Source organism: Rhodopila sp. (genome assembly GCF_965277165.1).
GTDB lineage: Bacteria > Pseudomonadota > Alphaproteobacteria > Acetobacterales > Acetobacteraceae > Rhodopila.
This window is the reverse complement of the sequence record NZ_CBDICE010000006.1, coordinates 2,826,777-2,851,385: the sequence shown is the minus strand read 5'-3', so window position 1 is coordinate 2,851,385 and position 24,609 is coordinate 2,826,777. Positions and strand designations below refer to the sequence as shown.

Genomic DNA, 24,609 nt, shown 5'->3' with positions numbered 1-24,609 from the left:
GGTTCGGGGGCGTTTGCCAGGATGCGCAGGAATTGAAGCAGCGGCGCGGGTCGGGTGTGGCGTTGCGCGCGTGACGGCGCGCACTTCAGGGCAGCGCGAGGGCGCCGCCGTCGATCGGCAGGGCGTGGCCGGTGATGCCTCGGGATTCCGGCCGCAGCAGCCAGATCGTTGCATCGGCAACTTCCGCGGGCGTGGCGATACGCTGCGTAGGCACCGCGGCGGCGGCCTGTTCGGCGGTGATGCCCAATTCGGCGTATCGTTGCTCAGCCATCGCGGTATCGACCCAGCCGGGACACAGCGCGTTGACGGTGATGCCGCGCGGTGCCAGCGCCAGCGCCAGCGCTCGGGTGAAGCCGACCACGGCGTGCTTGGCGGCGCAATAGGCGGTCTGGTCGGGCACGCCGCGCAGGCCTAGCACCGAGGCGATGTTGACAATCCGGCCGGCGTCGTCGGGCAGCAACGGCAGCGCCGCCTTGCAGCAGTGGTAGGTGCCGTGCAGGTTGGAGTCGATGATGGCGTGCCATAGCGTATCGTCGCCATCAAGCGGGTTGGCCCCGGCGGTGCCGGCACAGTTCACCAACGTATCGATCCGGGTTAGCTGGGCAAACGCCGCGCGCACGGCGGCCGGGTCGGCGACGTCGCAGGCGATAAAACGGTGCGGCGATGGCGCCGGGTTTCGCGCCAGCACCAGCACTTCGCCCCCGGCCTGCGCCAGGCGGTCAGCGACCGCTCGGCCGATGCCGCACGTGCCGCCGGTGACGACGGCAAGCGTCATTGCGCGGTGCCGCCGCCATCGACCGGCAGCACAACGCCGGTGATGAACGATGCGGCGTCCGATGCCAGGAAGGCGACCGCGGCGGCGATTTCCGCCGGGTCGGCGAAGCGGCCGAGCGGGACGCCGGATTTGTAGGCCTCGGTGGAGGAGACCCCGAAGCGGTCGGGGTACCGGGCCGCCAGATCGCCGATCACAGTGTCCAGCATCGCCGTCTGCGTCGAACCGGGAGCGATACAATTTATCCGGATGCCGAAGCGGGCCCAATCCAGCGCCGCCGAACGCGACAGTTGGGCGATGGCGGCTTTCGATGCGCCGTAGGCGGCGCTGACCTGCTTGCCGATCAGCGCCTGGTCGGATGCGATGTTGACGATGGCACCTCGGCGGCGCTCGGCCATGTCCGGCAGCACCGCGCGCATCAGCGTATAGGCGGCGAGGAAGTTGATGCGGAACACCCGCTCGACCTCAGCCGGCGGGGTTTCGGCGACGCTGCCGAGTACCGTTACGCCAGCGTTATTGATCAGGATGTCGATCGGGCGGTCCCGAGTCAGCGCGGCCAGGCGATGTTCCAGCGTGGCGGTGTCGGCGAGGTCGAAATCGGGCAGGTCGAGGCCGATCACCTCGGCGCCGTCACGCGTCAGGACGTCGGAAATGGCGCCACCAATGCCGCCGCGATGGCCGGTGACGATGGCCCGCCGGCCGGCCAGTCCGAAACTCAGTTGCGCACCCATCTTGCCTCGCGGTGGATCGGTGCCATTGTCGCCGCGAATTACCGGAAAGGAGTCCCCCCGATGCGTCGGATGGTCGCGATCCTGTCTTTGTTGTTCGTCTCCGGGTCGTTCGTCTCGGGCGTCGCCCACGCCAACGACAAGGTCATCTTTGGTCTGGATTGGAAGGCGGAGGCGGAATATGGCGGGTATTATCAGGCCGTCGCCACCGGGATCTATGCCAAGCATGGGCTGGACGTGACGATCCAGCAGGGCGGCCCGCAGGTCAACCACACGCAGTTGCTTCTGGCCGGGCGGCTGGATTTCGACATCTCGTCGAATTCGTTCCTGGCGTTGAACTTCGCCAAGGAGAATATCCCGTTCCGCGCGGTGGCGGGCATGTTCCAGAAGGATCCCTCGGTGCTGATCGCCCATCCCGGTCAGGGGAACGACAGTTTTCCGGCGCTAAAGGGCAAGCCGATCATGATCAGCGCCGATACCCGCGTCGGCTGGTGGACCTTCCTGAAGGCGAAATTCGGCTACAGCGACAGCCAGATCCGGCCCTACACCTTCAACCTGGCGCCGTTCCTGACAAACAAGAAGGCAATCCAGCAGGGCTACCTTGGATCGGAACCGTTCTCGATCAAGCAAGCGGCGCATTTCGATCCGGTGGTGCTGCTGATCGCCGACGCCGGCTTCAAGGGTTATGCCAGCATGATCGCCACGTCTGACAAGAAGATCCAGCAGCAACCGGACCTGGTGAAGCGGTTCGTCGATGCCTCGATCGAGGGCTGGTATTCCTATCTGTATGGCGATCCGGCGCCGGGCAACGCGCTGATCAAGCAGGCCAATCCGGAGATGAACGACGCGCTGATCGCCTATGGGATCAGTACGCTGAAAGCGCACGGCATCCTGGATTCGGGGGATGCGCTGCAGTCCGGGATCGGCGCGATGACTGACCAGAGATGGGCGGAGTTCTATCAGTCCACGGTGGCGGCGGGGGTTTATCCGAAGGGGCTGGATGTCAGCAAGGCTTACACGTTGCAGTTCATTAATCATAAGGTCGGGATGGATCTGAAGCATTGAGCCCGCGTTGCTGAGCGTCAGCCATGTCGGGCGGCGGTTTCCAGGTGGCACGGAAGCGTTGCGCGACACCTCGCTGCGGCTGTCGGAATCGGACTTCGTCGCCCTGCTGGGGCCATCGGGCTGCGGCAAATCGACCCTGCTGCGGCTGATCGCGGGGCTGGACCAACCCGACGACGGCCGGCTGGAGTGGGATGGCGAGGCGCCGGCGCCGGGCGATATCGGCTACGTATTCCAGGACGCCACGCTGCTGCCCTGGGCGAGCGCGGAGGACAACGTGTTCCTGCCGCTGCGGCTGCGTGGGCTTTCGCGAGCAGCGGCAGCGGCAGCGGTGCGGGCGGCGCTGGCGCGCGTCGGGCTAGGCGGCTTCGAGCATGCCAGGCCGCGCGAATTGTCGGGCGGGATGCGGATGCGGGTCTCGATCGCACGCGCGCTGGTGACGCGGCCGCGTCTGCTGCTGATGGACGAGCCGTTCGCGGCGCTGGACGAGTTCACTCGGCACCGGTTGCAGGCCGATCTGCTGGAGGTGTGGCGGGATGCGGGGTGCACGGTGGTGTTCGTAACGCACTCGATCTACGAGGCGGCGTTCCTGGCGCGGCGGATTTTTCTGATGACGTCGCGGCCCGGACGCATCGACCGCGAGATCCAATCGGAGCTGACCCCAGGGCCGGAGACCCGGCTCGATCCGGCTTATGCCGCGTTGGTCGCCGAGATCGGGCACGGCCTGGAGGCGGCCCTGAGATGAAGTTTGCGGGAGATGAGGGTTGCGGGAGATGAGGTTGGGGCGATGAGGTATGCGCCGGCACTGTTCGGGCTGGGGGCGCTGGTGCTGTGGCAGGCGGCGGTGCGGATCGGCGGCGTGCCGGTGTATCAATTGCCCGGTCCGATCGCGATCGCAGGCGCGTTCGGTGCCGATCCGCTGGGATTGCTGCGCGCGCTGGCCTCGACCTTGCTGGTGACGTTCGCGGCGCTAGCGGTGGCGGCGGTGCTGGGGGCGGCGATGGCGGTGGCGATGTCGGCCAGCCGGCTGGCTCAGGCGGCGATCGGGCCCTGGGCGGTGGCGCTGCAGGTCACGCCGCTGCCGGCGATCGCGCCACTGATCATCATCTGGGTGGGAGAGCCGTTCGTTGCGCTGGTGGTGTGCGCCACGATCGTGGCGTTCTTCCCGTTGTTCGCCAACACCGTCGCCGGGCTGGCCTCTGCCGAACCGGAGCTGAACGACCTGTTCCGGCTATATGGCGCTAGCCGCTGGCGGACCATGGCGCTGTTGAGGCTGCCGGCGGCGCTGCCGTATTTTTTGTCGGGCCTCAGAATCTCGGGCGGGCTGGCGCTGGTGGGGGCGGTGGTGGCGGAACTGGTCGCCGGGTCCGGTGGGTTCGCATCGGGGCTGGCCTATCTTATCCTGGAGGCGAGTTTTCGCTTGGAGATGCCCAGGATGTTCGCCGCCTTGGTTCTGCTGGCGCTGGCCGGCATCATATTGAATTTCGGCCTGGGAGCGGTCGGCGGCTTCGTGTTGCGGCGGCGGGGCATGGCATGAACCGGCTGCTGATCTTCGGCCTGGGGTATTGCGGGTTGGCGATCGGGGCGTCAGCGCGGGCGCAGGGCATTTCGGTCAGCGGCACACGCCGCGACGGCGCGGACGGGGCGATTGCATTCGACGCAGCGGAGCCCGCGATCCGGTCGGCGACGCATCTGCTGAGCACCGCCGCGCCGGATGCGTCCGGCGATCCGGTGCTGGCGCGCTATGCGGGCGCGATCGCCTCGGCACCGGCGCTGCGCTGGATCGGCTATTTGTCCAGCACCGCGGTTTACGGCGACCGGGATGGCGGCTGGGTGGATGAGGATACTCCCGCTGCCCCGTCGCAGGCGCGCGGGCAGCGCCGGCTGGATGCCGAGGCGGCATGGACCGGTTTCGCCGATCGGTGCGCGGTGGATATTTTTCGCCTGGCTGGGATTTATGGGCCGGGACGATCGGCGTTTGACGACCTGCTTGCGGGTCGGGGTCGGCGGATGATCAAGCCGGGCCACAAGTTCGGTCGGATCCATCGTGACGATATCACGCGCGCCGTGGTGGCGGCGATGCGGCAGGACCGCGTGGGCGGCGGGCGGGTGCTGAACCTGGCCGATGACGAACCGGCGGAAAGCGCGGCGGTGGTGACCGAGGCCGCCGCTCTGCTGGGGGTGGAGGCGCCCCCGGAGGTGGCGTTCGAGACGGCGCGGCCGGCGATGAGCGCGATGGCGCTCAGTTTCTGGTCGGAAAACCGCAAGATTGCCAGCGCCAAGACCAAGGCCGCGCTGGGGATCGAGTGGCTGTATCCGAGCTATCGGGAGGGTTTACGGGCTACTTTGGTCGAGCAGCGCGGCGATGGTCTGGCGTAGCAGCGCCAGATCGGCCGGGCGAGACAGGCGGTGGTCGCCGTCTTTCACCAGGCTGACGCGGACGTCCTGGGATTCCGCCTGTTCGGCGATTTGCAGCGCCAGGTCCCATGGCACGTCAGGATCCGCTTGGCCGTGCAGCAGCCGCAGCGGGCAGCGGATCGGGATGCGGCGGCTTAGCAGCAGATGGTTGGCGCCGTCCTGGATCAGCGCGTGAGTGATCGGGGTCGGATCGCCATACTGGCTGGGCACGTATAGCACGCCGTCGCGCCGCAGCGTCGCCTGCTCCGCCGGCGTCATCGCGTCCCACATCAGGCGTTGGGTGAAGTCCGGAGCGGCGGCGATGCCAACCAACGCGGCGACACGGTCGGGTCTGGCGATGGCGGCAAGCAGCGCGATCCAGCCGCCCATCGAGGAACCGACCAGGATCAGTTGGCCGGTGGTCAGCGCATCGATCACGGCCAGCGCGTCGGCGCTCCAGGCACCGATCGTGCCGGCCAGGAAATCGCCGCTGCTGGCGCCGTGGCCGGAATAGTCGAAGCGCAACATGGCGTGGCCTCGATCGGCGCAGAACGCGGCCAGCGCGGTTGCCTTGTCGCCGGTCATGTCGGAGCGGAAGCCGGGCAGGAACACGACGGTGGGTTCGCGGCCCGGATGATGCGCCCAGGCGAGTTTGGTGCCGTTGCCGCGGTCGAGGTGGCCGGTGGGCTGGGTCATTTGGGTTGGGTCATTTGGGCTGGAATTTTGCAGTCAGATGCCAAAGAACAGCCAATCCAGGGCTCGGGTGAGGTCGTCACGGTAGTGGGCGATGGAGCCGACCGGATGGCGCAGCAGGCGGGTGGAGAGGTTGGTGATCAAATTGAACAAAACGGCGTAATGCTGGCCGTTGTGCTCCACGATCGGCACTAATCTGGTGGTCAGGCTTCGTGGCGGAACCGGCGTCAGTGGGGCGACGATCCGATATTGGCTCTCGACCGCGCGGGCCTGCAGGTCGACGAGGAAGGGGAAGCCTTGTCGCTCCTTGCGGCTTGGGTTGACAAACAGGTCATGCTGCATCGTCGCTCGGTTCGATCGCATCCTCCTCGTCCGGCATGAACATCGCCCGGGATTCGGGGAACGGGTGGCCATACTTGGCGACGATTTCTTCGACGAATCGTGAGGCTTCGCGAATTTCCTCCCGAATCTTGGCTTTCTCGGCCTGCTCGAACGCGGCGACCAAGGCGGCCTCGGCGACTCGGGAAATGTTGATGCCGTGGGCTGCCGATCGGGCGACCAAGTCGGCATTCAAGGTGACACTGACGGTGCGGCGCTTGGCGTTGTGATCGTAGAGCGTGGTCCACATGGCGACATTTCCGTGTCAACATACAAGGGTGAAATTACCCGTGCTTTCGGGCTTTGGCAAGCATGATAGCCTGCGCCGATGTCATCCTTGCCCGCGTCCGCGGTGGTGTTGCAGGTGCTTCCGTCGCTGGTCACCGGCGGGGTGGAGCGGAGCACGGTGGAGATTGCCCAGGCGGTGGCCGAAGCCGGCGGCACGGCGCTGGTGGCCAGCGCGGGGGGCCAGTTGGTGAGCCAGATCGAGCGGGCCGGCGGCATTCACGTCACGTTGCCACTGAACACGAAATCGCCGCTCGGCATCTGGCACAATGGCCGGGCGCTGGAGGCATTGGTCCGCGAACGAACGGTGTCGCTGATCCATGCACGGTCGCGGGCGCCGGGGTGGTCGGCGTGGCTGGCCGGCCAGCGCACCGGGGTGCCGCTGGTCACCACCTATCACGGCACCTATAGCGAGGCGCTGCCGTTCAAGCGGCGCTACAACAGCGTGATGGCGCGCGGATGCATCGTCATCGTCGCGAGCCGGTTCATTGCCGACCTGGTGGCCAGCCGGCATGGCGTCGATCCGGCTCGGATTCGGGTGATTCCCCGCGGCGTCGATCCCGCGGTGTTCGATCCGGCGGCGGTTTCCGCCGGCCGGATCGCCAAACTGGCGGCGCAATGGCGACTGCCGCAGGGTGTTCGCACCGTTGTGCTGCCCGGACGGCTGACCGCGTGGAAGGGACATGCGGTGCTGCTGGATGCGATCGCTCGGCTGGGGCGGCCGGAGGTTATGTGCGTGCTGGTCGGGTCGCACCAGGGGCGTCATCGCTACGCCGAGGGACTGCGGCGTCAGGCGGTGCGGCTGGGGATCGGTGAGCGGGTGCGGCTGGTGGGGCCGTGCGAAGACATGCCGGCGGCGCTGGCGTTGTCGGACGTGGTGGTGCATGCCTCGACCCAGGCCGAGGCGTTCGGCCGGGTGGTGATCGAGGCGCAGGCGATGGGGCGGTCGGTGATCGCCGCCGACCTGGGTGGCCCGGTGGAGACGGTGCGGCCGGGCGAGACCGGATGGCGGGTGGCGCCGAACGACCCGGTTGCGCTGGCCCGGGCGATTGGTGTCGCGCTGGATATGGACCCGGCGGAGCGTGCGGCACTGGGGGCGCGGGCCAGGGCCTCGGTGCCGACGGTGCGGGCGATGCAGGATGCGACGCTGGAGGTTTACCGCGCGGTGCTGGCGCAGGTTCGGTGATGCGCGTCAGAGCAATATCGGGTCCGGTTCATCCGATATTGCTCTGCGATTGTTCACGAGGGCGATTCACGCTTTTGGTGATGCCACCAAAAGTGATCGCGCTCTACAGGACGAGGTCCCAGGTCTCGCCGACCAGGTGCTTGCCGAAGGACTGATGCGGCTGGGTGTCGACACAGGTAAATCCGGCGGCCTGGTAGATTCGGCGAGCGGGCAGCAGCACGTCGTTGGTCCATAGCGTCAGGGTGCGATAGCCACTGTCGCGGGCGAAGTCGATGCAGGCGTCGACCAGGCGGCGGCCGAGTCCGGTGCCTCGGACGGCGGGTTCGGCGTAGAGCAGGCGCAGTTTGGCGACGGTTGCGGAGGCGCGCATGACGAACACCGAACCCATGACGACGCCGTCGCGTTCGGCGATCCAGCCGCGCTCGGTCTTGGGGTCGTGACGCTTGACGAAGGCGGCGAGGATCTCCGCCGCGAGGGCTTCGTAGGTTTCGTCCCAGCCGTATTCCTGGGCGTAGAGAATGGCCTGGCGATGGGCGATCCAGCCGAGATCGCCGAGCCGATGCGGTCGCAGGATGACGGGCGGGGGCGGCGGTGCTTCGGTGCTGATGAGCTGTTCGATCGTTCGCATGGCGCTGACAAGTTCCGCTGCCTGGGGTTGGCTCAAGCGGTCGATCATCGCCCGAACGTCCTGTTGCGAGGCCCGATCCAGCGGCGCGAAGGCGGCCGCTCCGGCCGCGGTGAGAGTGAGCAAGGTCTGGCGGCCGTCATGCGGGGATAGCGATCGAGTGATCAGGCCGCGCTGGTCGAACGCCTTGAGGATTCGGCTGAGATAGCCGGCATCCAGCGCCAGGTCGCGGCTGAGGTCGGCCGCGGTTGGCGCCGGGCGGTGGGCGAGTTCGTAAAGCACGCGTGCTTCGGTCAGCGAGAAGTCCGATTTCAGCAGACCCTCGCCCAGCAGGCCGAGTTGGCGGGTGTAGTAACGGCCGAACCGGCGGATGGCGGCGATGGTTTCGGCCTGGATGACTGGGGTTATGGCTTGGGACTCGGTCATTGCCTGCGCAGGGTCGGCAATTTAGTTGACTGAGTCAAATTTCAGGTTTTGCGCAGGTTCCAGAACACGGCGTAGCCGGTCAGCACATCGGTGACGGAACGGGCGTAGACGGTCGGCGGCAGAATTTGACCGAGCGGGATGTAGGGGACGTCCAGAAAGGCTTGTTGCTGGATTTGCGCGGCGATGCGCTTGCGATCGGCGAGGTCGGTGGCGAACAGCCAGTCGTTGCGCAGTTGCTCGAGCTTGGCGCTGGTCGGCCAGCCGCGCGAGGCGGCTTTGCCATTGCCTCGGATATAGGTGTGCACGGCGGGGTCGAATTCGTCGAGGCCGGACCAGTAGGTGTGGAACAGGCTCCAGCCGCCTTGTTCGACCGGATCCTGTTTCGCCAGACGCTGCAGCACGCTGCCCCAATCGGCGTATTGCGCATCGACGTTGATGCCGATGCGCTTGAGCAGGTCGGCGCCGACGTCGCCCAGCGCCTTCAACACCGGGAAGTCGGATGGGATCAGCAGCACCGTACGCTCATTCTTTTAGCCAGAGGCGACGACCGCCTTGGCCACCGCGGCGAGGTTGCGCGGACTGGTCAGCACCGCCATGCCGGCATCGCTTGCCATCGGCGAGGCCGGGCAGAAGATGCCGACACCGTCGCGCCAATTTGTCGGATCACCGGCGGCCGCTGCCATGTAGTCGTCCTGGCTGACGGCGCCCAGAAGAGCGCGGCGCAGGCTTGGGTTGTTGAACGGCGGCTGCAGGTGGTTCAGCCGCATGTTGCCGAGGAAGCCCAACGGGTCGGGCGGCGGCAGGGTGAGATTTTTGCTTGCTCTCAGTAACGGCAGCAGATCGAAGGTCGGCGCCTCCCACCAATCCATTTCGCCCGCTTGCATGGCGGCCGCGGCGGTGCCGGGGTCGGGGATGACGGTCCACTCGACCCGATCGACGTGGACGATCTTGGGGCCGGCGGTGAAGCTGGGGATGCCATCGGGGCGCGGCAGGTAGGCTGGATTGCGCTGGTAGACGACGCGGGCGCCGGCGACGCGCTCATCGGCCTGGAAGCGGAACGGTCCGCTGCCGACCATCTGGGTGACCTGCTTGAAAGGGTCGGTGACGGCCAGTCGTTCCGGCATCATGACGCAGACGTTGGAGCCTGGCTTGCCGAGGGCGGCGAGCAGCAGCGGGAAGGATCGTTTCAGACGAAAGCGGATGGTCTTGTCATCTGGGGCGGAGAGTTCGTCGGTGACCGCCATGACGGACTGGCCGAAGCTGTCGCGGGCGCCCCAGCGGCGGATGCTGGCGACGCAGTCGCGGGCGAGCACTTTTTCGCCGTCGTGCCAGAACAATCCGTCGCGCAGCGTCATTTCCCAGGTCAGGCCGTCGGCGGTGGTGGTATCGCCGGCAACCATCTGCGGCGAGACCCGGAACGCGCTGTCGGTGCCGTAGAGGGTATCGAACACCATCATGGCGTGGTTGCGGGTGACGTAGGAGGCGGTCCAGATCGGGTCGAGCACGGCGAGGTCGGACTGCGGGATGAAGCGCAGCACGCTGGCCCCGGCGGCGCGGCCGATGCGCGGCGCGGTGAGCGCCGTGGCGGCGGCGAGCAGGCTGCGGCGGCGCATGGTCAGATCAATTCCAGGCCGGTGAGGAAGGCGGTCAGGTTGGCGGCGAGTCGTTCGACCAGATAGCCGCCTTCCTGGATCAGCACGGTCGGCAGGCCCAGTGCGGCGATCTGGCGACCGACCGTTGCGAAGCCGGCGGCGGTGACGGCGAGGTTGGCGGCAGGGTCGCCAAGCTGGGCGTCGAAGCCAGCCGACACGATCAGTGCCGATGGTCGCCTGGCGGCGATGGCATCGAGCCCCTGCTCTACCGCCGCGGTGAAACCGTCGTCGCCTGTGTCGGCGGGCAGCGGCAGGTTGAGGTTGCAGCCGAGGCCTGGGCCTTCGCCGGTTTCGTCGGCGTATCCGGCGAACCAAGGATACAGGCCGGCGGGGTCACCGTGGATCGAGACGTAGTGCACGTCGTCACGTTGGTAGAAGATCTGCTGGGTGCCGTTGCCGTGGTGGACGTCGAAATCGAGGATGGCGACGCGGCCGCTGCCTCGGTCGAGCATGCGTTGCGCCGCGATCGCTGCGTTGTTCAGGTAGCAGAAGCCGCCAGCCATGTCGGTGTGGGCGTGATGGCCGGGCGGACGGCACAGCGCGTAGGCATATCGTTGTCCTGAAATAACGTCGTCGGCAGCGTCGATCGCGGCGTGGGCGGAGCCGAGCGCGGCGGACCAGGTGGCGGCGACGATCGGCGCGCTGACGCTGCTGAGATACCAACCGGCCTGTCCCATTACCGCGTCGGGCCGGCGTGCCTTGTGGCGCACCGCGTAGGCCGGGGCACGCAGGATCGGACCGGTGTTGGCGAGCGCCTGAAAGCGGCTGAAAGCGGTTTGCAGGAAGGCCAGATAGCCGGCGTCGTGCAGACGCTGGATCGGGGCCAGGCCGTGATCGGCGCAGGGCTTGGTGGCGAGGCCGGCGGCGCGCACCGCACCGAGCAGCGCGTCGGCTCGCGCTGGGGTCTCCCAGTAGGGGCGGGTATCGCCTGGGTTGGTGAAGCGGTCGGGATCGTGGGCGGCGTGGTCGGTGGTGATGACGATCATTCAGATGCTCCAGCGGGGCGCCGTGGTTGGAGGAGGCAAATGTATCGACGTAGCGTACGGCTGGCCTGGATGGCGCGCAAATTTGTACACTTGCGTTTCCCGGTGTGCTCGGCCTTGATGCTGCGTCTTGGTTGCACAAGCAAATTGATGGGGGAGGCTGCGATGGCGAATTTCAGGTCTGTGGTATTTGTTGCGGCTGCAAGCCTTGGGATTGGGTTGTTCGCGGGTTCGGTGGCGGCGGCACCTGCCGGTCAGGAAGCGCGGCCTCCGACCGCTCAGCCGGCGGCCGGGGTCAGCCGGGTGCGCGGGGTGATCGATGTGATCAACCCGCACGAAATGCGGGTTGCCACGCGCTCGGGCCATGAGGTCTCGTTGAAGCTGGCGAACAATGCCACGGTGACCTGGATCGAGCCGATCGCGGTGACGGCGATCAAGCCGGGGTCGTTCATCGGCACCGCCGCGGTGAAGCAGCCGGACGGCACGTTGAAAGCGCTGGAAGTTCAGGTATTCCCGGAATCGATGCGCGGTGTCGGCGAGGGCCATCGGCCGTGGGACCTGGGGGCCGACAGCAGCATGACCAACGGCACAGTCGGCGACCTGAAGGTTTCCAACGGGCGCACCTTGACCCTGACCTACAAGGGTGGCGAGCAAACTGTGTTCGTGCCGGAAAAGGCGCCGATCATCACCTATGCGCCGGCGACCACGGCGGCGCTGACAAAGGGCGCTCACGTCATCGTGTTCGCGATGCAGAATCCGGACGAGACGTTGACGGCGACGCGGGTTGGCGTCGGCAGGAATGGGCTGGTGCCGCCGATGTAGGCTGGTTGGCGTTGTGCGGGCGGCACGGTTCGGCCGGCCGGAGTGCTGATTCGGACGCCACGTATTTTGGGGCGGCACGGTGAGTGGTGCGCAGGTTTGCGAGGGGGAAATATTTGCAGTTTCGTGAGTATTCAAACCGCCATTTAACTGTCAGCCGAATGTAACCTTGCGGCGGTAGGTATTCCCCTGCCTACCACCAGGCCAGTGAGGAAGCATTATGCTAAGGGAACGTCGAAAAACTGTCAGTTATCTGGCAATGTTATCTATGCTAACGAATTTCGTTGCACCGCTGGCGTTCGCTGCGCCGCTGCAGGCCAATGATGACAACACCACGACGCCGATCAAGCATGTGATCGTCATCTATGGCGAGAATCGCAGCTTTGATCATCTGTTCGCCACCTATACCTCGCCATCCGGCGACAAGGTGAACAACCTGCTTTCCGAGGGTATCGTCAACGCCGACGGCAGCGCAGGGCCGAACTTCGTCAAGGCGGTGCAGTCGATGGCGAGCGACACCTCCGGTTTCCAGATCGCGCCGTCGAAGACCGGTCCGTATCAGACCCTGCCGCCGTTGAACGCCGGTGGTCCAACGGCCAACAGCGACAGCGCTCCGCCGTTCAATACCATCGCGCAGGCGCAGGACGCGACCAGTGACCTGCTGCCGCGCGGCTACAAGCTGTTGTTGACCGGGGCGACCGGGCTGACCTCGGGGGCGTTGGATACCAGGCTGCCGAATGTCAGCAGCTTGCCGAACGGGCCTTATTCGTTGACCCCGGGCATTTCGTATGACGCCTACGCGGCCAGTCCGGTGCATCGGTTCTACCAGATGTGGCAGCAGGTGGATTGCGATATCAGCCACGCGAGCTCGAGCAATCCCAGCGGCTGTCTGAATGACCTGTTCCCGTGGGTCGAAGCGACGATCGGGGCCGGCACCAACGGCGCCGCGCTGACGCCGGGCGGGATCACGCCGTCGGGCGAAGGGTCGGTGTCGATGGGCTTCTACAATGTCGCTCAGGGCGACATGCCGTATTTCAAGAAGCTGTCCGACAACTACACGATTAGCGACAACTACCACCAGCCGGCCAAGGGCGGCACCGGCTTGGACAGCATCTTCGCCGGGTTCGGCGACGCGATCTGGTACAGCGACGGCAAGGGAACCGCGACCCCGCCGCCCAGCGGCCAGATCGAGGACCCCAATCCGCAGAGCGGCAGCAACAACGTCTATACGAACGACGGTTACGGCAGTTCGACGACCGGCAAGGGCGGTTCGTACAGCGAGTGCAGCGATTCAAGCCAGCCGGGGGTCAAGCCGATCCTGGACTACCTCGGCGCGCTGCCCACCAAGGTCAATCCCAATTGCGACGCGGGGCATTACTACCTGCTGAACAACTACAATCCTGGCTATTATTCTGACGGGTCGATCGATCCGACGACGTTCACCATTCCGCCGGTCTCGACACCGAGCATTGGCGACGACCTGTTGAACAACGCGGTGTCGTTCGCGTGGTTCGGCGAAGGCTGGGATCAGTCGGTGGCGGAACCGGCGAACCCGAACAACGTCTACTGCAACATCTGTAACCCGTTCAATTACGAGTCGAAGTTCATGGCCGATCCGTCGCTGCGCAATGTTGCCACGCAGGATACCGCGGATTTCTATAATGACTTGCACACTGGCACGCTTCCGGCGGTTTCCTTCGTCAAGCCATCCGACGTGAATGACGGTCATCCGGGTTCCTCGAAATTCGACATTTTCGAGAACTTCACCCAGAAGCTGCTGCGTGAGCTGCGCAAGAACCCCGATCTCTGGAAGTCCACGGCGGTGTTCATCACGGTCGATGAAGGCGGCGGCTACTGGGACTCGGGCTATATCCAGACGCTGGACTTCTTTGGCGATGGCACGCGGATCCCGCTGATCGTGGTGTCACCGTATTCGACGGGTGGGCACGTCAATCACACCTACACGGATCACGTCTCGATCCTGAAGTTCATCGAGAAGAACTGGAGCCTGCCACCGATCTCGCGCCGCAGCCGGGATAATCTGCCAAACCCGCAGGCGGGGCCGAGTGCCTATATTCCGGGCAACCGTCCGGCCATTGGCGACCTGATGGATATGTTCAACTTCAGCAGCCAGGGCGGGTAGTGACCGAGGCGACGATGAATGCAGGCCGGAGCAGGTTGCTCCGGTCTTTTGCGTTGTGGCGGAGGGAGTCCCGGCCGGGGGTGGGAATGGCGCGGGGATTCAGATGGTGTAGTTGAACGACGCGTAGCTGAGATCGCTCAACGCCTGGTCCATCGACCGCGATGGCTCGTCGGTTTCGACGATACGCACGACCTTGGCCGGCACGCCGGCCACCGTGGCGTGCGCCGGTACCGACTTCAGCACGACCGAACCGGCGGCGACGCGGGCGTGCGGGCCGACCTCGATATTGCCCAGGATGGCGGCGCCGGCCCCGATCACCACGCCATTGCCGACCTTGGGGTGACGATCGCCGGAATTCTTGCCGCTGCCGCCGAGGGTGACCTGGTGCATAAGGGAGACGTTGTCGCCGATTGTTGCGGTCTCACCCACGACGAGGCCGGTTGCGTGGTCGAGGAAGATGCCGTGGCCGAATTTTGCTGCAGGATGGATGTCGGTCTGGAACACCTCGGACGATCGGCTTTGCAGGTAGAGCGCGAAATCGCGTTCGCCGTTGTGCCACAGCCAGTGGTTCAACCGGTGTGCCTGGATTGCGTGGAAGCCCTTGAAATAGAGGAACGGCTCGATCAATCGGTTGCAGGCCGGGTCGCGGTCCAGCACCGCGGCGATGTCGGCCTTGGCGGCCTCGACCAGGCAGCCATCATCCTCGGCCGCCTTGCCGAAGGCCTGCACGATCAGCGGCAGCGAGATGGTGTCGCTTTTCAGCCGGGCGGCGACGCGGTGGAAAACCGCGGCCTCGAAACTGGGCTGATTGAGGATCGAGTCAAAGAACAGCGAGGCGAGCTTGGGTTCGGCCTCGTAGGCCGCCTCGGCTTCCTGGCGCAGCCGGGCCCACAGCGCGTCGGTGACAGCGGCGGCGTGATCGGGATGAACCAGCGTCAGGTGGCACGGGCTTGGGCGCATGTCCTTGGGGTTTCCGCGGTTTCGAGCTGTCCAGGATGGGACGCTTTGACACTACATGTTCGGATCAGCGGGGGCTTCGTCAACTCCCTTTATCGACCTGTCGCGTGCCCGGGTCCGCTCGAGGCCGGTAACACCCAGGCATGGCGTTGTTTTCGCTCGAACTTCCGACACTGGTGGCGGTGCCATCGCGGGTCGGGATGAATTGGTCTTCTGGCAGCGTCAGGATGCTGTCTCGCCGATCACGCTGGCGGCGCGGGCGCGAAGGCCGGGTGTGGGCTCGGGCTGGACGACGGTTGAATCGGCGTCGGTTTGTTTTTCGGCCTGGGCGTTGATCACCGCGCCGAACAAGGTGACGAAGGAGGACAGATACAGCCAGGTCAGCATCACGATGACCCCGCCGAGCGATCCGTAGGTTTTATCGTAGCTGTTGAAATGCGAGACGTAGATGGTGAACGCCAGCGATCCGATCAGCCACAGCAGGGTGGCCACGATCGCGCCTGGGGATACCCAGTGCCAGCGCGCAATGTGGCGATTGGGGGCGAACCGATACAGCAGCGCGAGGCCCAGCATGACCACCACGAGAAGCAGTGGCCATTCAAGCACCAAAAGCAGCCATTTGGCTGACCCGGTCAGGCCGACGAACTGGATCACCGCCGGCAGCACGCCGATCAGGGCGATGACGATCGTTCCGCCGACCAGCACCAGCAGGGTCAGACCAATGGCGAGCAGGTTGAGCTTGAAGAATCCCCTGGTCTCTTTCTGGTCGTAGGCGATGTTGAACGCGCTGATCAGGCCACTGATGCCGCGTGAGGCGCTCCATAGCGCCAGCAGCAGGGCGATGCCGGCGCTGATGCTGAGCGATCCATGCGGGGCGGTGACCAGGTTGTGCAACTCGTCACCGATCAGTTGCGCGGTTTGCGGCGGCAGCACGTTGGACATGGAGGCGACCTGGCGTTCCACCTGCACCGGGTCGAACAGCAGGCCGTAGATCGAGACCAGCGCGGCAAGAGCGGGGAACAAGGCGAGCAGAACGGCGTAGGTCACTCCGCCCGAAGCCAGGAAAATGTTGTTGTCCGAGACCTCTTTCCAGGAACGGACCAGGATGTCCTTCCAGCGGCGCGGTGGGATCTGATGCGGCTCGTCGGCGAGACCCCGGACCTGTCGCGCGGTCTTGCGGCGTGGCGTTTCGGTGGATGGGGGCGCGATGACGTCAAGGTCGCGCTTCAACTTGTCAAGGCGTGACTGGGTCATCGTTGGGTTCCCTGACGGCGTCACGTGGATAAACGGTATTTGCCTGCGGCGGTTCCGCATTCGGCCGGACGATGCCGGGCGGAGTAGGGCCGGGCGGAGTAGGGCCGGGCTGAGTGGGACTGGGCGGAGTAGGGCCGGGCGGAGTAGGGCCGGGCTGAGTGGGACTGGGCGGAGTAGGGCCGGGCGGAGTAGGGCCGGGCGGAGTGGGGCCGGGCTGAGTGGATCGCGGCGTCAGTGTGCCGGCTGGCGAATTTGCGCAGCAGGCTTGGTCCGTCTTGTCTCCGGCATGGCGATCCAGAGCAAGCCGACCGCGGCGGCTCCGACCGCGGCCAGCAGCAGAAACGTCGTCGCCTCGCCGAACCGATCGCCGATCCAGCCGGCGATCAGCGTGGCGCAGGTGGCCCCGAGGCCGGACGCCAACCCAAGCGCGCCGATCGCCAGGTTGAGAAAGCCGGTTCGCCGGGTCAGGTCGGCGGCGATCAGCGGCAGCATCAAGCCGAATACCGCGGCACTGACGCCGTCCAGCGCCTGCAGGACGGTCAGCGGCAACGCGCCTGGCACCACGGCGAACAGCAGAGCACGCAGCGGCACGGCGGCGAACCCGACCATCAGCACCGGGCGCCGGCCGATGCGCTGCGCCAGGGTGCCAGCCCAGGGCGCAAGCATCGCGGTGACGATTTGCGGCACGATGATCGTCGCGGAAACCACCAGGCCGGGCGCTCCGCCGCCGCGTGCCAGCCCGTTCAGCGCGATCGGCAGCAGCGCGGCGTTGGCAAGCTGAAACAACACGACGGCGGCGGCGAACACGTGCAGCGTCGGATCGGCGAAAATCTGCCAGGGTTTGTGCTCTCGCTCGCGCGGGTGGCGCAGCGCCGAGTGGTCATCTTCGGGGTCGACGCAGTCCGCCATCCGGATCATCACCAGGCTGGCCAGCGCCGGCACCACGAGGCCGGCGGTCACCAGGAACACGGCCCGCTGCGAGATCGCCGCGGCCGCCGCGCCAAGCAGGGCAGCTGACGCGGCGTTGCCGAGCGCGTCGTAGCGGGTGTTCTGACCGAGTCGTTCGCTGTAGCTGTCGTGGCCGCAGATCGAAAGCGTCAGCGCGGCGATTGCCGGGGTCATGACGCAACTGGCCAAGCCGTGCAGGATCTGGGCGCTGAAGACCAGTGTATGGGTCGGAGCGAGGCACAGCATCAGGGCACCGGCGCCGAGTGCGATCAGCGCGCCGGCGGCGGGGATCCGTTTGCGGTGGATCTGGTCAACCAGCATTCCGCCGGGAAGTTGGCCTAGCAGGGCGGCGAAGGTGCCGATACTCAGCGCCAGGCCGAGCGCGCCGAGCGTCCAGCCGCTGAGTGTCAGCCAGACTGCGATGAACGGGCCGAACCCAGCCTGGACCGCGGCTGTAAAAAAGTTCAGTCCGTTCAGGCCCAGCCGGCTTCGCACGTGATCGATCGCCTTGAGCGTGCCGGCGCGGTGCCCGCCGGCAGTCCTACGCTGTCAGAGCGTGCAGCTTGGGAGTCGGCTGGGCAAGTTCTTCATAGAGATCGACGTAGTCCTCGGCCATGCGGCGGGCGGTGAAGCGGCGGTCGAACGTGGCGCGGACACGGGCGCGATCGATGGTGTGGAGCTTGCCGCAGGCGGCGACCGCCTGATCGATGTCGTCGACGATGAAACCGCTGACCCCTTGATCCAGCACTTCCGGTACCGACCCGCAGTTGAAAGCAATCACCGGCGTGCCGCAGGCCATCGCCTCGATCATCACCAGGCCGAACGGTTCCGGCCAGGCGATCGGGAAAATCAGTGCGTGCGCCGCGGACAGGAAGGCGGGCTTCTGCGCGTCGTTGATCTCGCCGATGAATTCGACGTCGGGGTTGGCTTGGATCAGCGGCTTGATCAGGGTGTCGTAGTATTCCTTGTCGGCGTTATCCACCTTGGCGGCGATCTTCAGTTTCATCCCGGCTCGGCCGGCGATCCTGATGGCGCGGTCGACGCCCTTTTCCGGCGAGATGCGGCCGAGAAACGCAGCGTAGTGCTGCGCGCCTGGTTGTGGTGTTAGCAGGTCGGCAGGCATGCCGTGCGGCACGGTGCGCACCCAGTTCAAGCGCGGGATCGGCCGGCGCTGGCTGTCGGAGATCGAAACGAAGGGACAATCGGCGAAGCTGGCGTAGGCGTCGACGAACTCCTGAATATCAAGCCGGCCGTGCAAGGTGGTCAGGAACGGCACTTGCTGTCGGCTGAACAGTGATAGCGGGAAATAATCGATGTGGAAGTGCAGGACGTCGAAGTCGTCCTTACGCTGGTATATCAATTCGACCATACGATGGTATATGGCGATCCAGTCCTTGACCGAGGGATCCAGGCGCAGCGCCTGATCACGCATTGGGGCCAGCTTGGCGGAGGTTACTGAATCGCCGCTGGCGAACAGGGTGACGTCGTGGCCCATGGCCACCAGTTCCTGGGTCAGCGAGTAGACCACACGTTCGGTTCCGCCATACAGTTTTGGTGGCACCGCCTCAAACAGGGGCGATATTTGAGCAATACGCATAAGTATTCGGCCCCTGAATGGACTGGCGGTTTAGTGGCAGAAAGCGCTTTTTTCTTGTGATCGTGTCCACACAACTTATGCTTGACTTCACAATCCAGAGGCACTTATCTATAGTAGGTTATAGCTTTTGAATGTGGCGAAAAGTCGGCGTGTTCGGTCCAATCTTCGGGTTTCAGCCCGATGGTTCCCAGGGCGGGACATGGCGAAGGCGAGCCAGCGGCCCGGGTCCGCGTTTATCCCGGTTGAGGAGCCCGCCTTCGTTATGCCGCACCGACCGGGTATCCAGGTCCCGCGTTCCGAAGCCTTCCCCGCGATGCGCAGCCGCGCGCTGTCGTTTCTGTTCGGCTACATGCGCGGCCATCCCGCCGGTCACCTGGTGGTGGTGGTGTCGGTAATCGCCGCGGTGACCTGCGCGGTGTCCACCCAGTACGGCATGAAATACCTGGTCGATATCGTGGCATCCGGGCCGCAGGCCGCCGGGGCCCAGGTGTGGACCGCGTTCGCCTTGTTGTGTGCCCTGGTGGCGGCGGACAATCTGTCGTGGCGGGTCGGCAGCTACGCCGCGCATCGGGCTTTCGTCGCGGTCACCGGCGACATCAGGCGAGACTTGTTCGCTCATCTGGCCGGGCACTCGCCGACCTACTTCGCGGACCGCCTGCCGGGGGCGCTGGCAAGCCGCATCACCGCCACTGCCAACGCCGCGTTCACCGTGGAGAGCACCGGGGCCTGGAACGTGCTGCCGCCGAGCTTCGGCGTGCTGCTGTCGATCTGCGTCATCGGCACGGTCAATCTGGCGCTGGCCGCAACCCTGATGGCGATCGCCCTGCTGCTCGGCGCGGTGGTTTTCGTCATGGCCCGCCGCGGCACCGCACGCCACCGCGACTATGCCGAAAAGGCAGCCGCGGTGGATGGCGAACTGGTCGACATCCTGGGCAATTTCGGCGTCGTGCGAGCGTTCGGTGCGACCTTCCGCGAGCAAACCCGGGTCGGCGATCGGATCCGGACCGAGATGGCCTCGCGCCGCCGCAGCCTGTTCTACCTGGAGCATATCCGCCTGCTGCATGCGGTGCTGACCGCGCTGCTGATCGCGGGGGTGATCGCCTGGGGCATCATCCTGTGGCAGAACGGCCAGGCCAAGGTCGGCGATCTGGTGCTGATTACCTCGCTGGCTTTCGGCATCCTGCACGGCAGTCGCGATCTGGCGGTGGCGCTGGTCGATCTGACCCAGCACGTCGCCCGGCTGCAGGAAGCGATCTCGACGCTGCTGGTGCCACATGATCTGAACGATCGGCCGGGCGCCGGCGCGCTGCCCACCGGACCTGCCCAGCTGGCGTTCGAGCATGTGCGCTTCGCCTATGCGGAGCGCGCCGCCGTGTTGAACGACTTCAACCTGCTGATCGCTCCGGGCCAGCGCGTCGGGCTGGTCGGGCTGTCGGGTGCCGGCAAGTCAACCGTGCTGGCCCTGCTGCAACGCTTCTACGAGGTCGATGGCGGACACATTTCGATCGATGGGCATGACATCCGCGAGGTGACCCAGGACAGTCTGCGCAACGTCATGGCGCTGGTGCCGCAGGATGTGTCGCTGTTCCACCGTTCAGTGCTGGAGAACATCCGCTACGCGCGCCCCGATGCGACCGAGGCCGAGGTGCTGGCCGCCGCCGACATGGCGCACTGCCGGTCGTTCATCGAGGCCATGCCGGACGGTTTCGCCACCATCGTCGGCGACCGCGGGGTGAAGCTGTCGGGCGGACAGCGCCAGCGCTTGGCGATCGCCCGCGCGTTGCTGAAGAACGCGCCGATCCTGCTGCTGGATGAGGCCACCAGCGCGCTGGATACCGAATCCGAGCAGGCGATCCAGCACGCGCTGGACCGTCTGATGGCGGGCCGCACGGTGATCGCCATCGCCCACCGCCTGTCGACGCTGCAACGCTTCGACCGCATCATCGTCATGGATCGCGGACGTATCGTGGATGACGGCACCCCCGCCGACCTGGCCGACCGGCCCGGACCCTATCGCGACCTGTTGCGCAAGCAAGGGATGGACCCGGTGGCCGCGGCGGCCTGAGGCATCAACGTTGCCGTTCGACGCCGCCGCTGGGCGAGGCTGACATCGCCACTCAGGCGAACAACATCGCCGGTGGCTGGCCGGAGGGATGGGCATGATCGAACACCACCCAGGCGTGGTGATGCTGGGCGTGGTTGGTCCGCTCTCCCATGTCGAACCAGCGGATGCGATGGGTCAGCACGATCACAGCGGCGAACGGCGCGGCCGACATCACCTGTGCCACCCGTTTGCCGGCAATCCATTGCAGGCGCACCAACAACGCAAGCTGTCCTTCCGTGCTGGCGGTCAGCTTCAGCGCATGGCGCAGAAAGCCCATCATCGCCGCCGAGGAGCGGGACTGGCCCTGATGCGAACCGGAATCGCCATAGGGCGGATTGGTCACGATGCTTCGGCACCCGTCCGGCACCGTCCGGCAGGCGAGGAAATCGACCCCCGAACGGCCGAAGCCGCGTTCGGCGATGTCGGTCGACACGACGCCGTAGCGATGCGCCGCGAGCACGCTGGACATCGCGCCGTCGCCGCAGCAGGGCTCCCATATCGGGCCGCGGAATTGCACATGATTTAGCAGCGCCTCGGTCACCCAGGAGGGTGTCGCGTAGAAATCGCGCGCTTCGCGCTGATAGCCGGAAACGTGGATCGCGCGAACATCGACCGGCCGCGGAGGTTTCGCGACTGGGGAGCGGAGCGTGTCGGCCTCGGCGATTGGCAGTCCGAGTTGGGGGAGCATCAGGCCATTCTCATGCATGGGGTCGGGTTTGCATTGCGATACTCCGGTGCGGAATCCTTACGCCGCGCCACGACTCGGCAGAGCAAAAATCCAGCCGATTCGGAGGCGAATAGTACCGTGCGCGCGGTGGGCCGAGCAAGCAGCGGATGATGGCCGCGAGCGGAAAAGGCAGCCCCGAAACGGATGGCAACCGCGATCGATCAACGTCGGCTCGGTTCTTGCCGGCACTTCCCCGGCGGCCCGTATTGGAGAACCGGCGCTGTCGCGGTTACACTCCCCATCCGTTCGATAGACCACACCGCGGCGAGAGGCGATCAGAAGCATGCGCATCACGGCGTTGAATCCGGACTTCGTCGGCGAGGTGTCCGACATCGATATCAGCGCGAAGCTGTCATCCGACGCGGTGGCGGCGATCGAGGCCGGGATGGATCGCCATGCCGTGCTGGTGTTCCCGGGCCAGACGCTGACCGACGAGCAGCAATGCACCTACAGCCGCAACTTCGGCGAACTGGAGGCGACGTTGATCGGCCAGATGTCGAAGCCCGCTGAACGGCGCCTGGGCGCGGTGGAGATCGGCGACATCTCGAACCTCGACCCGGCCGGCCGGTTGCGTGCGCGCGACGACAGCCGGCGGATGTATTCGCTGGGCAACCGGCTGTGGCATTCCGACGCGTCGTTCCGGGCGACCGGCGCGGGGTATTCCCTGCTGTCGGCGCGCGTTGTCCCGGGTGCGGGGGGCAATACCGAGTTCGCCGACATGCGTGCCGCCTACGACGCGCTGGAGGACGCGACCAAGGCCGAAATCGAGGATCTCGTCACCGAACATTCGATCGCCTTCTCACGCGGCGAGCTGGGGTTTTCCGACTACGGCGCGGGCAACGAGGACAAGGTCCGCCCGGTGCGCCATCGGCTGGTGCGGACCCATCCGGTCACGGGCCGCAAGTCGCTGTATCTTTCGGCCCATATCGGCACCATCGTGGACTGGCCGATGCCGGAGGCGCGGGCTTTCATCCGTGACATGACAGAGCACGCGACCCAGCCGCGGTTCGTGCATGCGCATCGCTGGCGGGTCAACGACCTGGTGATGTGGGACAACCGCACCACGATGCATCGCGTTCGACGCTACAGCGACCTGCGAGAGGTGCGCGACCTGCGGCGGACATCGATCAAGGGAACCGCAATGACGGCACCGCAGGCCCCTGCTCTCGCCGCTGAATAACGGAGGACCGTCATGTCTATTACGATCAAACAACTGACACCGGGCTTCATCGGCGAGGTTTCCGGCATCGACGTAACCCAGACGCTGACCAGCGCCCAGGCCGCCGAACTCGAGGCCGGCATGGATCGCTATGCGGTGCTGATCTACCACGATCAGCGGTTCAGCGATGACCAGCAGAAAGCATTCAGCCGCAATTTCGGAGCGCTGGAGGACACCGCCTCGGCCACCATCGTCACCGGGCGGCGACTGGATGCCGACATGGCGGATGTGTCGAACCTCGGCGTGGACCACAAGCCGCTGGCGCGCGACGACCGGCGCCGGCTGTTCAACCTCGGCAACCAGCTCTGGCATTCCGATAGCAGTTTCAAGGCGGTGCCGGCGAAATTCTCGCTGCTGTCGGGGCGCGTCGTGGTCGATGCCGGCGGCAACACCGAATTCGCCGACATGCGCGCGGCCTACGACGCGCTGGACGACCGGACCAAGGCCGAGATCGAGGACCTGGTCTGCGAGCATTCGCTGATCTATTCCCGCGGCTTGCTGGGCTTCACCGACATCACGGATCAGGAAAGAGCGAGCTTCCGGCCAGTGCGCCAACGCCTGGTCCGGGTGCATCCGGCCAGCGGGCGGAAATCGCTTTATCTGTCGTCCCATATCGGCACCATCATCGGCTGGCCGATGCCCGAGGCGCGGGCGTTCATTCGTGACCTGAGCGAGCACGCGGTGCAGCCTCGGTTCACCTATTCACACAAATGGAGACCGTTCGACCTGGTGATGTGGGACAACCGTGCCACGATGCATCGGGTGCGGCGCTTCGATGAAACCCAGGTGCGGGATATGCGCCGGACCACGGTGGCTGGCGACAGCGTGACCGCGGAGCAGTTGGCGGCGTGACCGGCGGTCGCGTTGGCGCGCGCACCCCTGGGGCGGTCGTGTTTCGGGGGGACGCGCTTGCCCGGATCAGGCGGCCCCATCGGACAGGTCTATGGACTTGTTGCGCAGGCTGTCAGCCAGGGCCTGCGGGCCGCCCCGGGTCAATAGCCGGCGAAAATCCGAGCGCTGTACCGCCACGCGGCTGATCGACCCGTCGGCCAGCACATCGACCACACGCCAGCTGGACCCGCTGTCACGCATCACGTAATCCAGCTCATGAGTGGTCCCCGATTTGGGAATGATCCGGGTCTGCACCACCTGCTCGGCGCCGACCGCTCGGGTTGTCGGGGCGATTTCGAAACGCTGACCGTTGAAGTGGTTGAAGCTGTTGACGTAGCTGACCACCGTGTAGCGGCGGAACGCGTCGGTCAGCATGGCCTGCTGCTGCGGTGGCAACGCCGCCCAGCTGGCGCCGACCGATTCCTTCAGCACCGCGCCGAGATTGAAGGTCTGATCGATCACCGGGGCCAACATGGAGAAGCGCTGGCGAAACGGCGTCGCCGGACCGGCCTTCATGATCTCCAGCAGGCCATCGATGAGGCGGCGTATCGGCTCAATAACCGCATTGGTGTCGGTTGCGCGGGCCGGAACCGCCGCGCCGACGAAGATTGCGGCGACCCCCGCCATCAATCCGCGCCGGCGGCAGTAAATCGTATTCATCGGAGCAATCCTATACCCGATAGGCGTTTTCGGCATCCATGTTGGGTTTTGGACTGACATCATCCAGATACAAAGACATCGTTGTATTTCATCCGGTGTTTCC

Annotated in this window: 23 protein-coding genes and 1 pseudogene; 10 read left to right on the top strand and 14 right to left on the bottom strand. The window is 65.8% G+C overall.

Annotated elements, in window-relative coordinates:
* Positions 1–85 precede the first annotated feature (85 nt).
* Both ACQY4Y_RS25280 and ACQY4Y_RS25275 read right to left on the bottom strand, forming a co-directional pair.
* Positions 86–775 (bottom strand): SDR family NAD(P)-dependent oxidoreductase, encoded by a 690-nt coding sequence (locus tag ACQY4Y_RS25280; RefSeq protein ID WP_428493317.1) that lies wholly within the window; start codon positions 773–775, stop codon positions 86–88.
* Complete coding sequence (locus tag ACQY4Y_RS25275) at positions 772–1,503, bottom strand: SDR family NAD(P)-dependent oxidoreductase (protein WP_428493316.1); 732 nt, start codon at positions 1,501–1,503, stop codon at positions 772–774. Before ACQY4Y_RS25275 ends, ACQY4Y_RS25280 begins: the two co-directional genes overlap by 4 nt.
* Before the next feature lie 60 nt (positions 1,504–1,563).
* On the opposite strand from ACQY4Y_RS25275, the gene ACQY4Y_RS25270 reads away from it, so the two are divergent.
* Genes ACQY4Y_RS25270 through ACQY4Y_RS25255 form a run of 4 tightly spaced genes read left to right on the top strand, consistent with a single transcriptional unit; the run spans position 1,564 to position 4,941 of the window.
* On the top strand, positions 1,564–2,565 hold the full coding sequence (locus ACQY4Y_RS25270; protein ID WP_428493315.1) for an ABC transporter substrate-binding protein: 1,002 nt from the start codon (positions 1,564–1,566) through the stop codon (positions 2,563–2,565).
* A 7-nt stretch (positions 2,566–2,572) separates the two neighbouring features.
* Positions 2,573–3,307: an ABC transporter ATP-binding protein gene (locus ACQY4Y_RS25265; RefSeq protein WP_428493314.1), complete on the top strand. Its 735-nt coding sequence runs from the start codon at positions 2,573–2,575 to the stop codon at positions 3,305–3,307.
* 42 nt (positions 3,308–3,349) lie between these two features.
* On the top strand, positions 3,350–4,099 hold the full coding sequence (locus tag ACQY4Y_RS25260) for an ABC transporter permease (protein ID WP_428493313.1): 750 nt from the start codon (positions 3,350–3,352) through the stop codon (positions 4,097–4,099).
* Positions 4,096–4,941 (top strand): SDR family oxidoreductase, encoded by an 846-nt coding sequence (locus ACQY4Y_RS25255; RefSeq protein WP_428493312.1) that lies wholly within the window; start codon positions 4,096–4,098, stop codon positions 4,939–4,941. The genes ACQY4Y_RS25260 and ACQY4Y_RS25255 overlap by 4 nt, the downstream gene beginning before the upstream one ends.
* On the opposite strand, the gene ACQY4Y_RS25250 is transcribed toward ACQY4Y_RS25255, so the two are convergent.
* The 3 genes from ACQY4Y_RS25250 to ACQY4Y_RS25240 are packed head-to-tail and all read right to left on the bottom strand — an operon-like array spanning position 4,897 to position 6,280.
* Positions 4,897–5,655 (bottom strand): alpha/beta hydrolase, encoded by a 759-nt coding sequence (locus tag ACQY4Y_RS25250; protein WP_428493311.1) that lies wholly within the window; start codon positions 5,653–5,655, stop codon positions 4,897–4,899. The two genes, ACQY4Y_RS25255 and ACQY4Y_RS25250, sit on opposite strands and share 45 nt — an antisense overlap.
* Positions 5,656–5,688: 33 nt before the next feature.
* Entirely contained in the window at positions 5,689–6,015 is a 327-nt protein-coding gene (locus tag ACQY4Y_RS25245) for a CcdB family protein (protein ID WP_428493310.1), read from the bottom strand.
* Positions 5,984–6,280 carry a type II toxin-antitoxin system CcdA family antitoxin gene (locus ACQY4Y_RS25240; protein ID WP_428493309.1) on the bottom strand — a complete coding sequence of 99 codons (297 nt, stop codon included), beginning with the start codon at positions 6,278–6,280 and terminating at the stop codon, positions 5,984–5,986. The genes ACQY4Y_RS25245 and ACQY4Y_RS25240 overlap by 32 nt, the downstream gene beginning before the upstream one ends.
* 78 nt (positions 6,281–6,358) lie before the next feature.
* Between ACQY4Y_RS25240 and ACQY4Y_RS25235 the strand changes: the two genes are divergently transcribed.
* Positions 6,359–7,501: a glycosyltransferase family 4 protein gene (locus tag ACQY4Y_RS25235; RefSeq protein WP_428493308.1), complete on the top strand. Its 1,143-nt coding sequence runs from the start codon at positions 6,359–6,361 to the stop codon at positions 7,499–7,501.
* A gap of 103 nt (positions 7,502–7,604) precedes the next feature.
* Here the strand turns inward: ACQY4Y_RS25235 and ACQY4Y_RS25230 are convergent, their stop codons facing one another.
* From ACQY4Y_RS25230 to ACQY4Y_RS25220, 3 genes and pseudogenes are all read right to left on the bottom strand, one after another.
* Positions 7,605–8,552: a bifunctional helix-turn-helix transcriptional regulator/GNAT family N-acetyltransferase gene (locus ACQY4Y_RS25230; RefSeq protein ID WP_428493307.1), complete on the bottom strand. Its 948-nt coding sequence runs from the start codon at positions 8,550–8,552 to the stop codon at positions 7,605–7,607.
* Between the two features lie 41 nt (positions 8,553–8,593).
* Positions 8,594–10,165: pseudogene (locus tag ACQY4Y_RS25225) on the bottom strand (ABC transporter substrate-binding protein).
* 2 nt (positions 10,166–10,167) lie between these two features.
* The gene (locus tag ACQY4Y_RS25220; RefSeq protein ID WP_428493306.1) at positions 10,168–11,190 is read right to left on the bottom strand and encodes a histone deacetylase family protein; all 1,023 of its coding nucleotides are present in this window, start codon (positions 11,188–11,190) and stop codon (positions 10,168–10,170) included.
* A 162-nt stretch (positions 11,191–11,352) separates the two neighbouring features.
* Between ACQY4Y_RS25220 and ACQY4Y_RS25215 the strand changes: the two genes are divergently transcribed.
* Both ACQY4Y_RS25215 and ACQY4Y_RS25210 read left to right on the top strand, forming a co-directional pair.
* Positions 11,353–12,009, top strand: a complete 657-nt coding sequence (locus ACQY4Y_RS25215; RefSeq protein ID WP_428493305.1) for a hypothetical protein — start codon at positions 11,353–11,355, stop codon at positions 12,007–12,009.
* Positions 12,010–12,274: 265 nt separating this feature from the next.
* A complete protein-coding gene (locus ACQY4Y_RS25210; RefSeq protein ID WP_428493304.1) occupies positions 12,275–14,149 on the top strand; it encodes an alkaline phosphatase family protein in 1,875 nt (624 codons plus the stop codon).
* Positions 14,150–14,248: 99 nt separating this feature from the next.
* On the opposite strand, the gene cysE is transcribed toward ACQY4Y_RS25210, so the two are convergent.
* The 4 genes from cysE to ACQY4Y_RS25190 form a co-directional block, all read right to left on the bottom strand.
* Positions 14,249–15,109, bottom strand: coding sequence for a serine O-acetyltransferase (gene cysE, locus ACQY4Y_RS25205; protein WP_428493303.1), 861 nt, complete (start codon positions 15,107–15,109; stop codon positions 14,249–14,251).
* A 219-nt stretch (positions 15,110–15,328) separates the two neighbouring features.
* Entirely contained in the window at positions 15,329–16,360 is a 1,032-nt protein-coding gene (locus ACQY4Y_RS25200; RefSeq protein ID WP_428493302.1) for a YihY/virulence factor BrkB family protein, read from the bottom strand.
* Positions 16,361–16,591: 231 nt separating this feature from the next.
* Positions 16,592–17,803: an MFS transporter gene (locus ACQY4Y_RS25195; protein WP_428493301.1), complete on the bottom strand. Its 1,212-nt coding sequence runs from the start codon at positions 17,801–17,803 to the stop codon at positions 16,592–16,594.
* A 46-nt stretch (positions 17,804–17,849) separates the two neighbouring features.
* Positions 17,850–18,905: a glycosyltransferase family 4 protein gene (locus ACQY4Y_RS25190; RefSeq protein WP_428493300.1), complete on the bottom strand. Its 1,056-nt coding sequence runs from the start codon at positions 18,903–18,905 to the stop codon at positions 17,850–17,852.
* 262 nt (positions 18,906–19,167) lie between these two features.
* Between ACQY4Y_RS25190 and ACQY4Y_RS25185 the strand changes: the two genes are divergently transcribed.
* The gene (locus tag ACQY4Y_RS25185; protein ID WP_428493299.1) at positions 19,168–20,970 is read left to right on the top strand and encodes an ABC transporter ATP-binding protein; all 1,803 of its coding nucleotides are present in this window, start codon (positions 19,168–19,170) and stop codon (positions 20,968–20,970) included.
* A 52-nt stretch (positions 20,971–21,022) separates the two neighbouring features.
* On the opposite strand, the gene ACQY4Y_RS25180 is transcribed toward ACQY4Y_RS25185, so the two are convergent.
* Positions 21,023–21,697, bottom strand: coding sequence for a hypothetical protein (locus ACQY4Y_RS25180; RefSeq protein WP_428493298.1), 675 nt, complete (start codon positions 21,695–21,697; stop codon positions 21,023–21,025).
* 322 nt (positions 21,698–22,019) lie between these two features.
* Between ACQY4Y_RS25180 and ACQY4Y_RS25175 the strand changes: the two genes are divergently transcribed.
* Together ACQY4Y_RS25175 and ACQY4Y_RS25170 are read left to right on the top strand one after the other, a co-directional pair.
* Complete coding sequence (locus ACQY4Y_RS25175; RefSeq protein ID WP_428493297.1) at positions 22,020–22,916, top strand: TauD/TfdA dioxygenase family protein; 897 nt, start codon at positions 22,020–22,022, stop codon at positions 22,914–22,916.
* Between the two features lie 12 nt (positions 22,917–22,928).
* Positions 22,929–23,807: a TauD/TfdA dioxygenase family protein gene (locus ACQY4Y_RS25170; RefSeq protein WP_428493296.1), complete on the top strand. Its 879-nt coding sequence runs from the start codon at positions 22,929–22,931 to the stop codon at positions 23,805–23,807.
* A 66-nt stretch (positions 23,808–23,873) separates the two neighbouring features.
* Here ACQY4Y_RS25170 and ACQY4Y_RS25165 read toward each other — a convergent pair whose 3' ends face one another.
* On the bottom strand, positions 23,874–24,506 hold the full coding sequence (locus ACQY4Y_RS25165) for an ABC transporter substrate-binding protein (protein ID WP_428493295.1): 633 nt from the start codon (positions 24,504–24,506) through the stop codon (positions 23,874–23,876).
* Positions 24,507–24,609: the final 103 nt, after the last annotated feature.

What these genes read in the sequence shown, in the direction of transcription:
- ACQY4Y_RS25280 (WP_428493317.1), bottom strand. Translation starts at nt 775, where the DNA reads ATGACGCTTGCCGTCGTCACCGGCGGCACGTGCGGCATCGGCCGAGCG.
- ACQY4Y_RS25275 (WP_428493316.1), bottom strand. Translation starts at nt 1,503, where the DNA reads ATGGGTGCGCAACTGAGTTTCGGACTGGCCGGCCGGCGGGCCATCGTC.
- ACQY4Y_RS25270 (WP_428493315.1), top strand. Translation starts at nt 1,564, where the DNA reads ATGCGTCGGATGGTCGCGATCCTGTCTTTGTTGTTCGTCTCCGGGTCG.
- ACQY4Y_RS25260 (WP_428493313.1), top strand. Translation starts at nt 3,350, where the DNA reads ATGAGGTATGCGCCGGCACTGTTCGGGCTGGGGGCGCTGGTGCTGTGG.
- ACQY4Y_RS25255 (WP_428493312.1), top strand. Translation starts at nt 4,096, where the DNA reads ATGAACCGGCTGCTGATCTTCGGCCTGGGGTATTGCGGGTTGGCGATC.
- ACQY4Y_RS25250 (WP_428493311.1), bottom strand. Translation starts at nt 5,655, where the DNA reads ATGACCCAGCCCACCGGCCACCTCGACCGCGGCAACGGCACCAAACTC.
- ACQY4Y_RS25245 (WP_428493310.1), bottom strand. Translation starts at nt 6,015, where the DNA reads ATGCGATCGAACCGAGCGACGATGCAGCATGACCTGTTTGTCAACCCA.
- ACQY4Y_RS25240 (WP_428493309.1), bottom strand. Translation starts at nt 6,280, where the DNA reads ATGTGGACCACGCTCTACGATCACAACGCCAAGCGCCGCACCGTCAGT.
- ACQY4Y_RS25235 (WP_428493308.1), top strand. Translation starts at nt 6,359, where the DNA reads ATGTCATCCTTGCCCGCGTCCGCGGTGGTGTTGCAGGTGCTTCCGTCG.
- ACQY4Y_RS25230 (WP_428493307.1), bottom strand. Translation starts at nt 8,552, where the DNA reads ATGACCGAGTCCCAAGCCATAACCCCAGTCATCCAGGCCGAAACCATC.
- ACQY4Y_RS25220 (WP_428493306.1), bottom strand. Translation starts at nt 11,190, where the DNA reads ATGATCGTCATCACCACCGACCACGCCGCCCACGATCCCGACCGCTTC.
- ACQY4Y_RS25215 (WP_428493305.1), top strand. Translation starts at nt 11,353, where the DNA reads ATGGCGAATTTCAGGTCTGTGGTATTTGTTGCGGCTGCAAGCCTTGGG.
- ACQY4Y_RS25210 (WP_428493304.1), top strand. Translation starts at nt 12,275, where the DNA reads ATGCTAACGAATTTCGTTGCACCGCTGGCGTTCGCTGCGCCGCTGCAG.
- cysE (WP_428493303.1), bottom strand. Translation starts at nt 15,109, where the DNA reads ATGCGCCCAAGCCCGTGCCACCTGACGCTGGTTCATCCCGATCACGCC.
- ACQY4Y_RS25200 (WP_428493302.1), bottom strand. Translation starts at nt 16,360, where the DNA reads ATGACCCAGTCACGCCTTGACAAGTTGAAGCGCGACCTTGACGTCATC.
- ACQY4Y_RS25190 (WP_428493300.1), bottom strand. Translation starts at nt 18,905, where the DNA reads ATGCGTATTGCTCAAATATCGCCCCTGTTTGAGGCGGTGCCACCAAAA.
- ACQY4Y_RS25185 (WP_428493299.1), top strand. Translation starts at nt 19,168, where the DNA reads ATGCCGCACCGACCGGGTATCCAGGTCCCGCGTTCCGAAGCCTTCCCC.
- ACQY4Y_RS25180 (WP_428493298.1), bottom strand. Translation starts at nt 21,697, where the DNA reads ATGCTCCCCCAACTCGGACTGCCAATCGCCGAGGCCGACACGCTCCGC.
- ACQY4Y_RS25175 (WP_428493297.1), top strand. Translation starts at nt 22,020, where the DNA reads ATGCGCATCACGGCGTTGAATCCGGACTTCGTCGGCGAGGTGTCCGAC.
- ACQY4Y_RS25170 (WP_428493296.1), top strand. Translation starts at nt 22,929, where the DNA reads ATGTCTATTACGATCAAACAACTGACACCGGGCTTCATCGGCGAGGTT.
- ACQY4Y_RS25165 (WP_428493295.1), bottom strand. Translation starts at nt 24,506, where the DNA reads ATGAATACGATTTACTGCCGCCGGCGCGGATTGATGGCGGGGGTCGCC.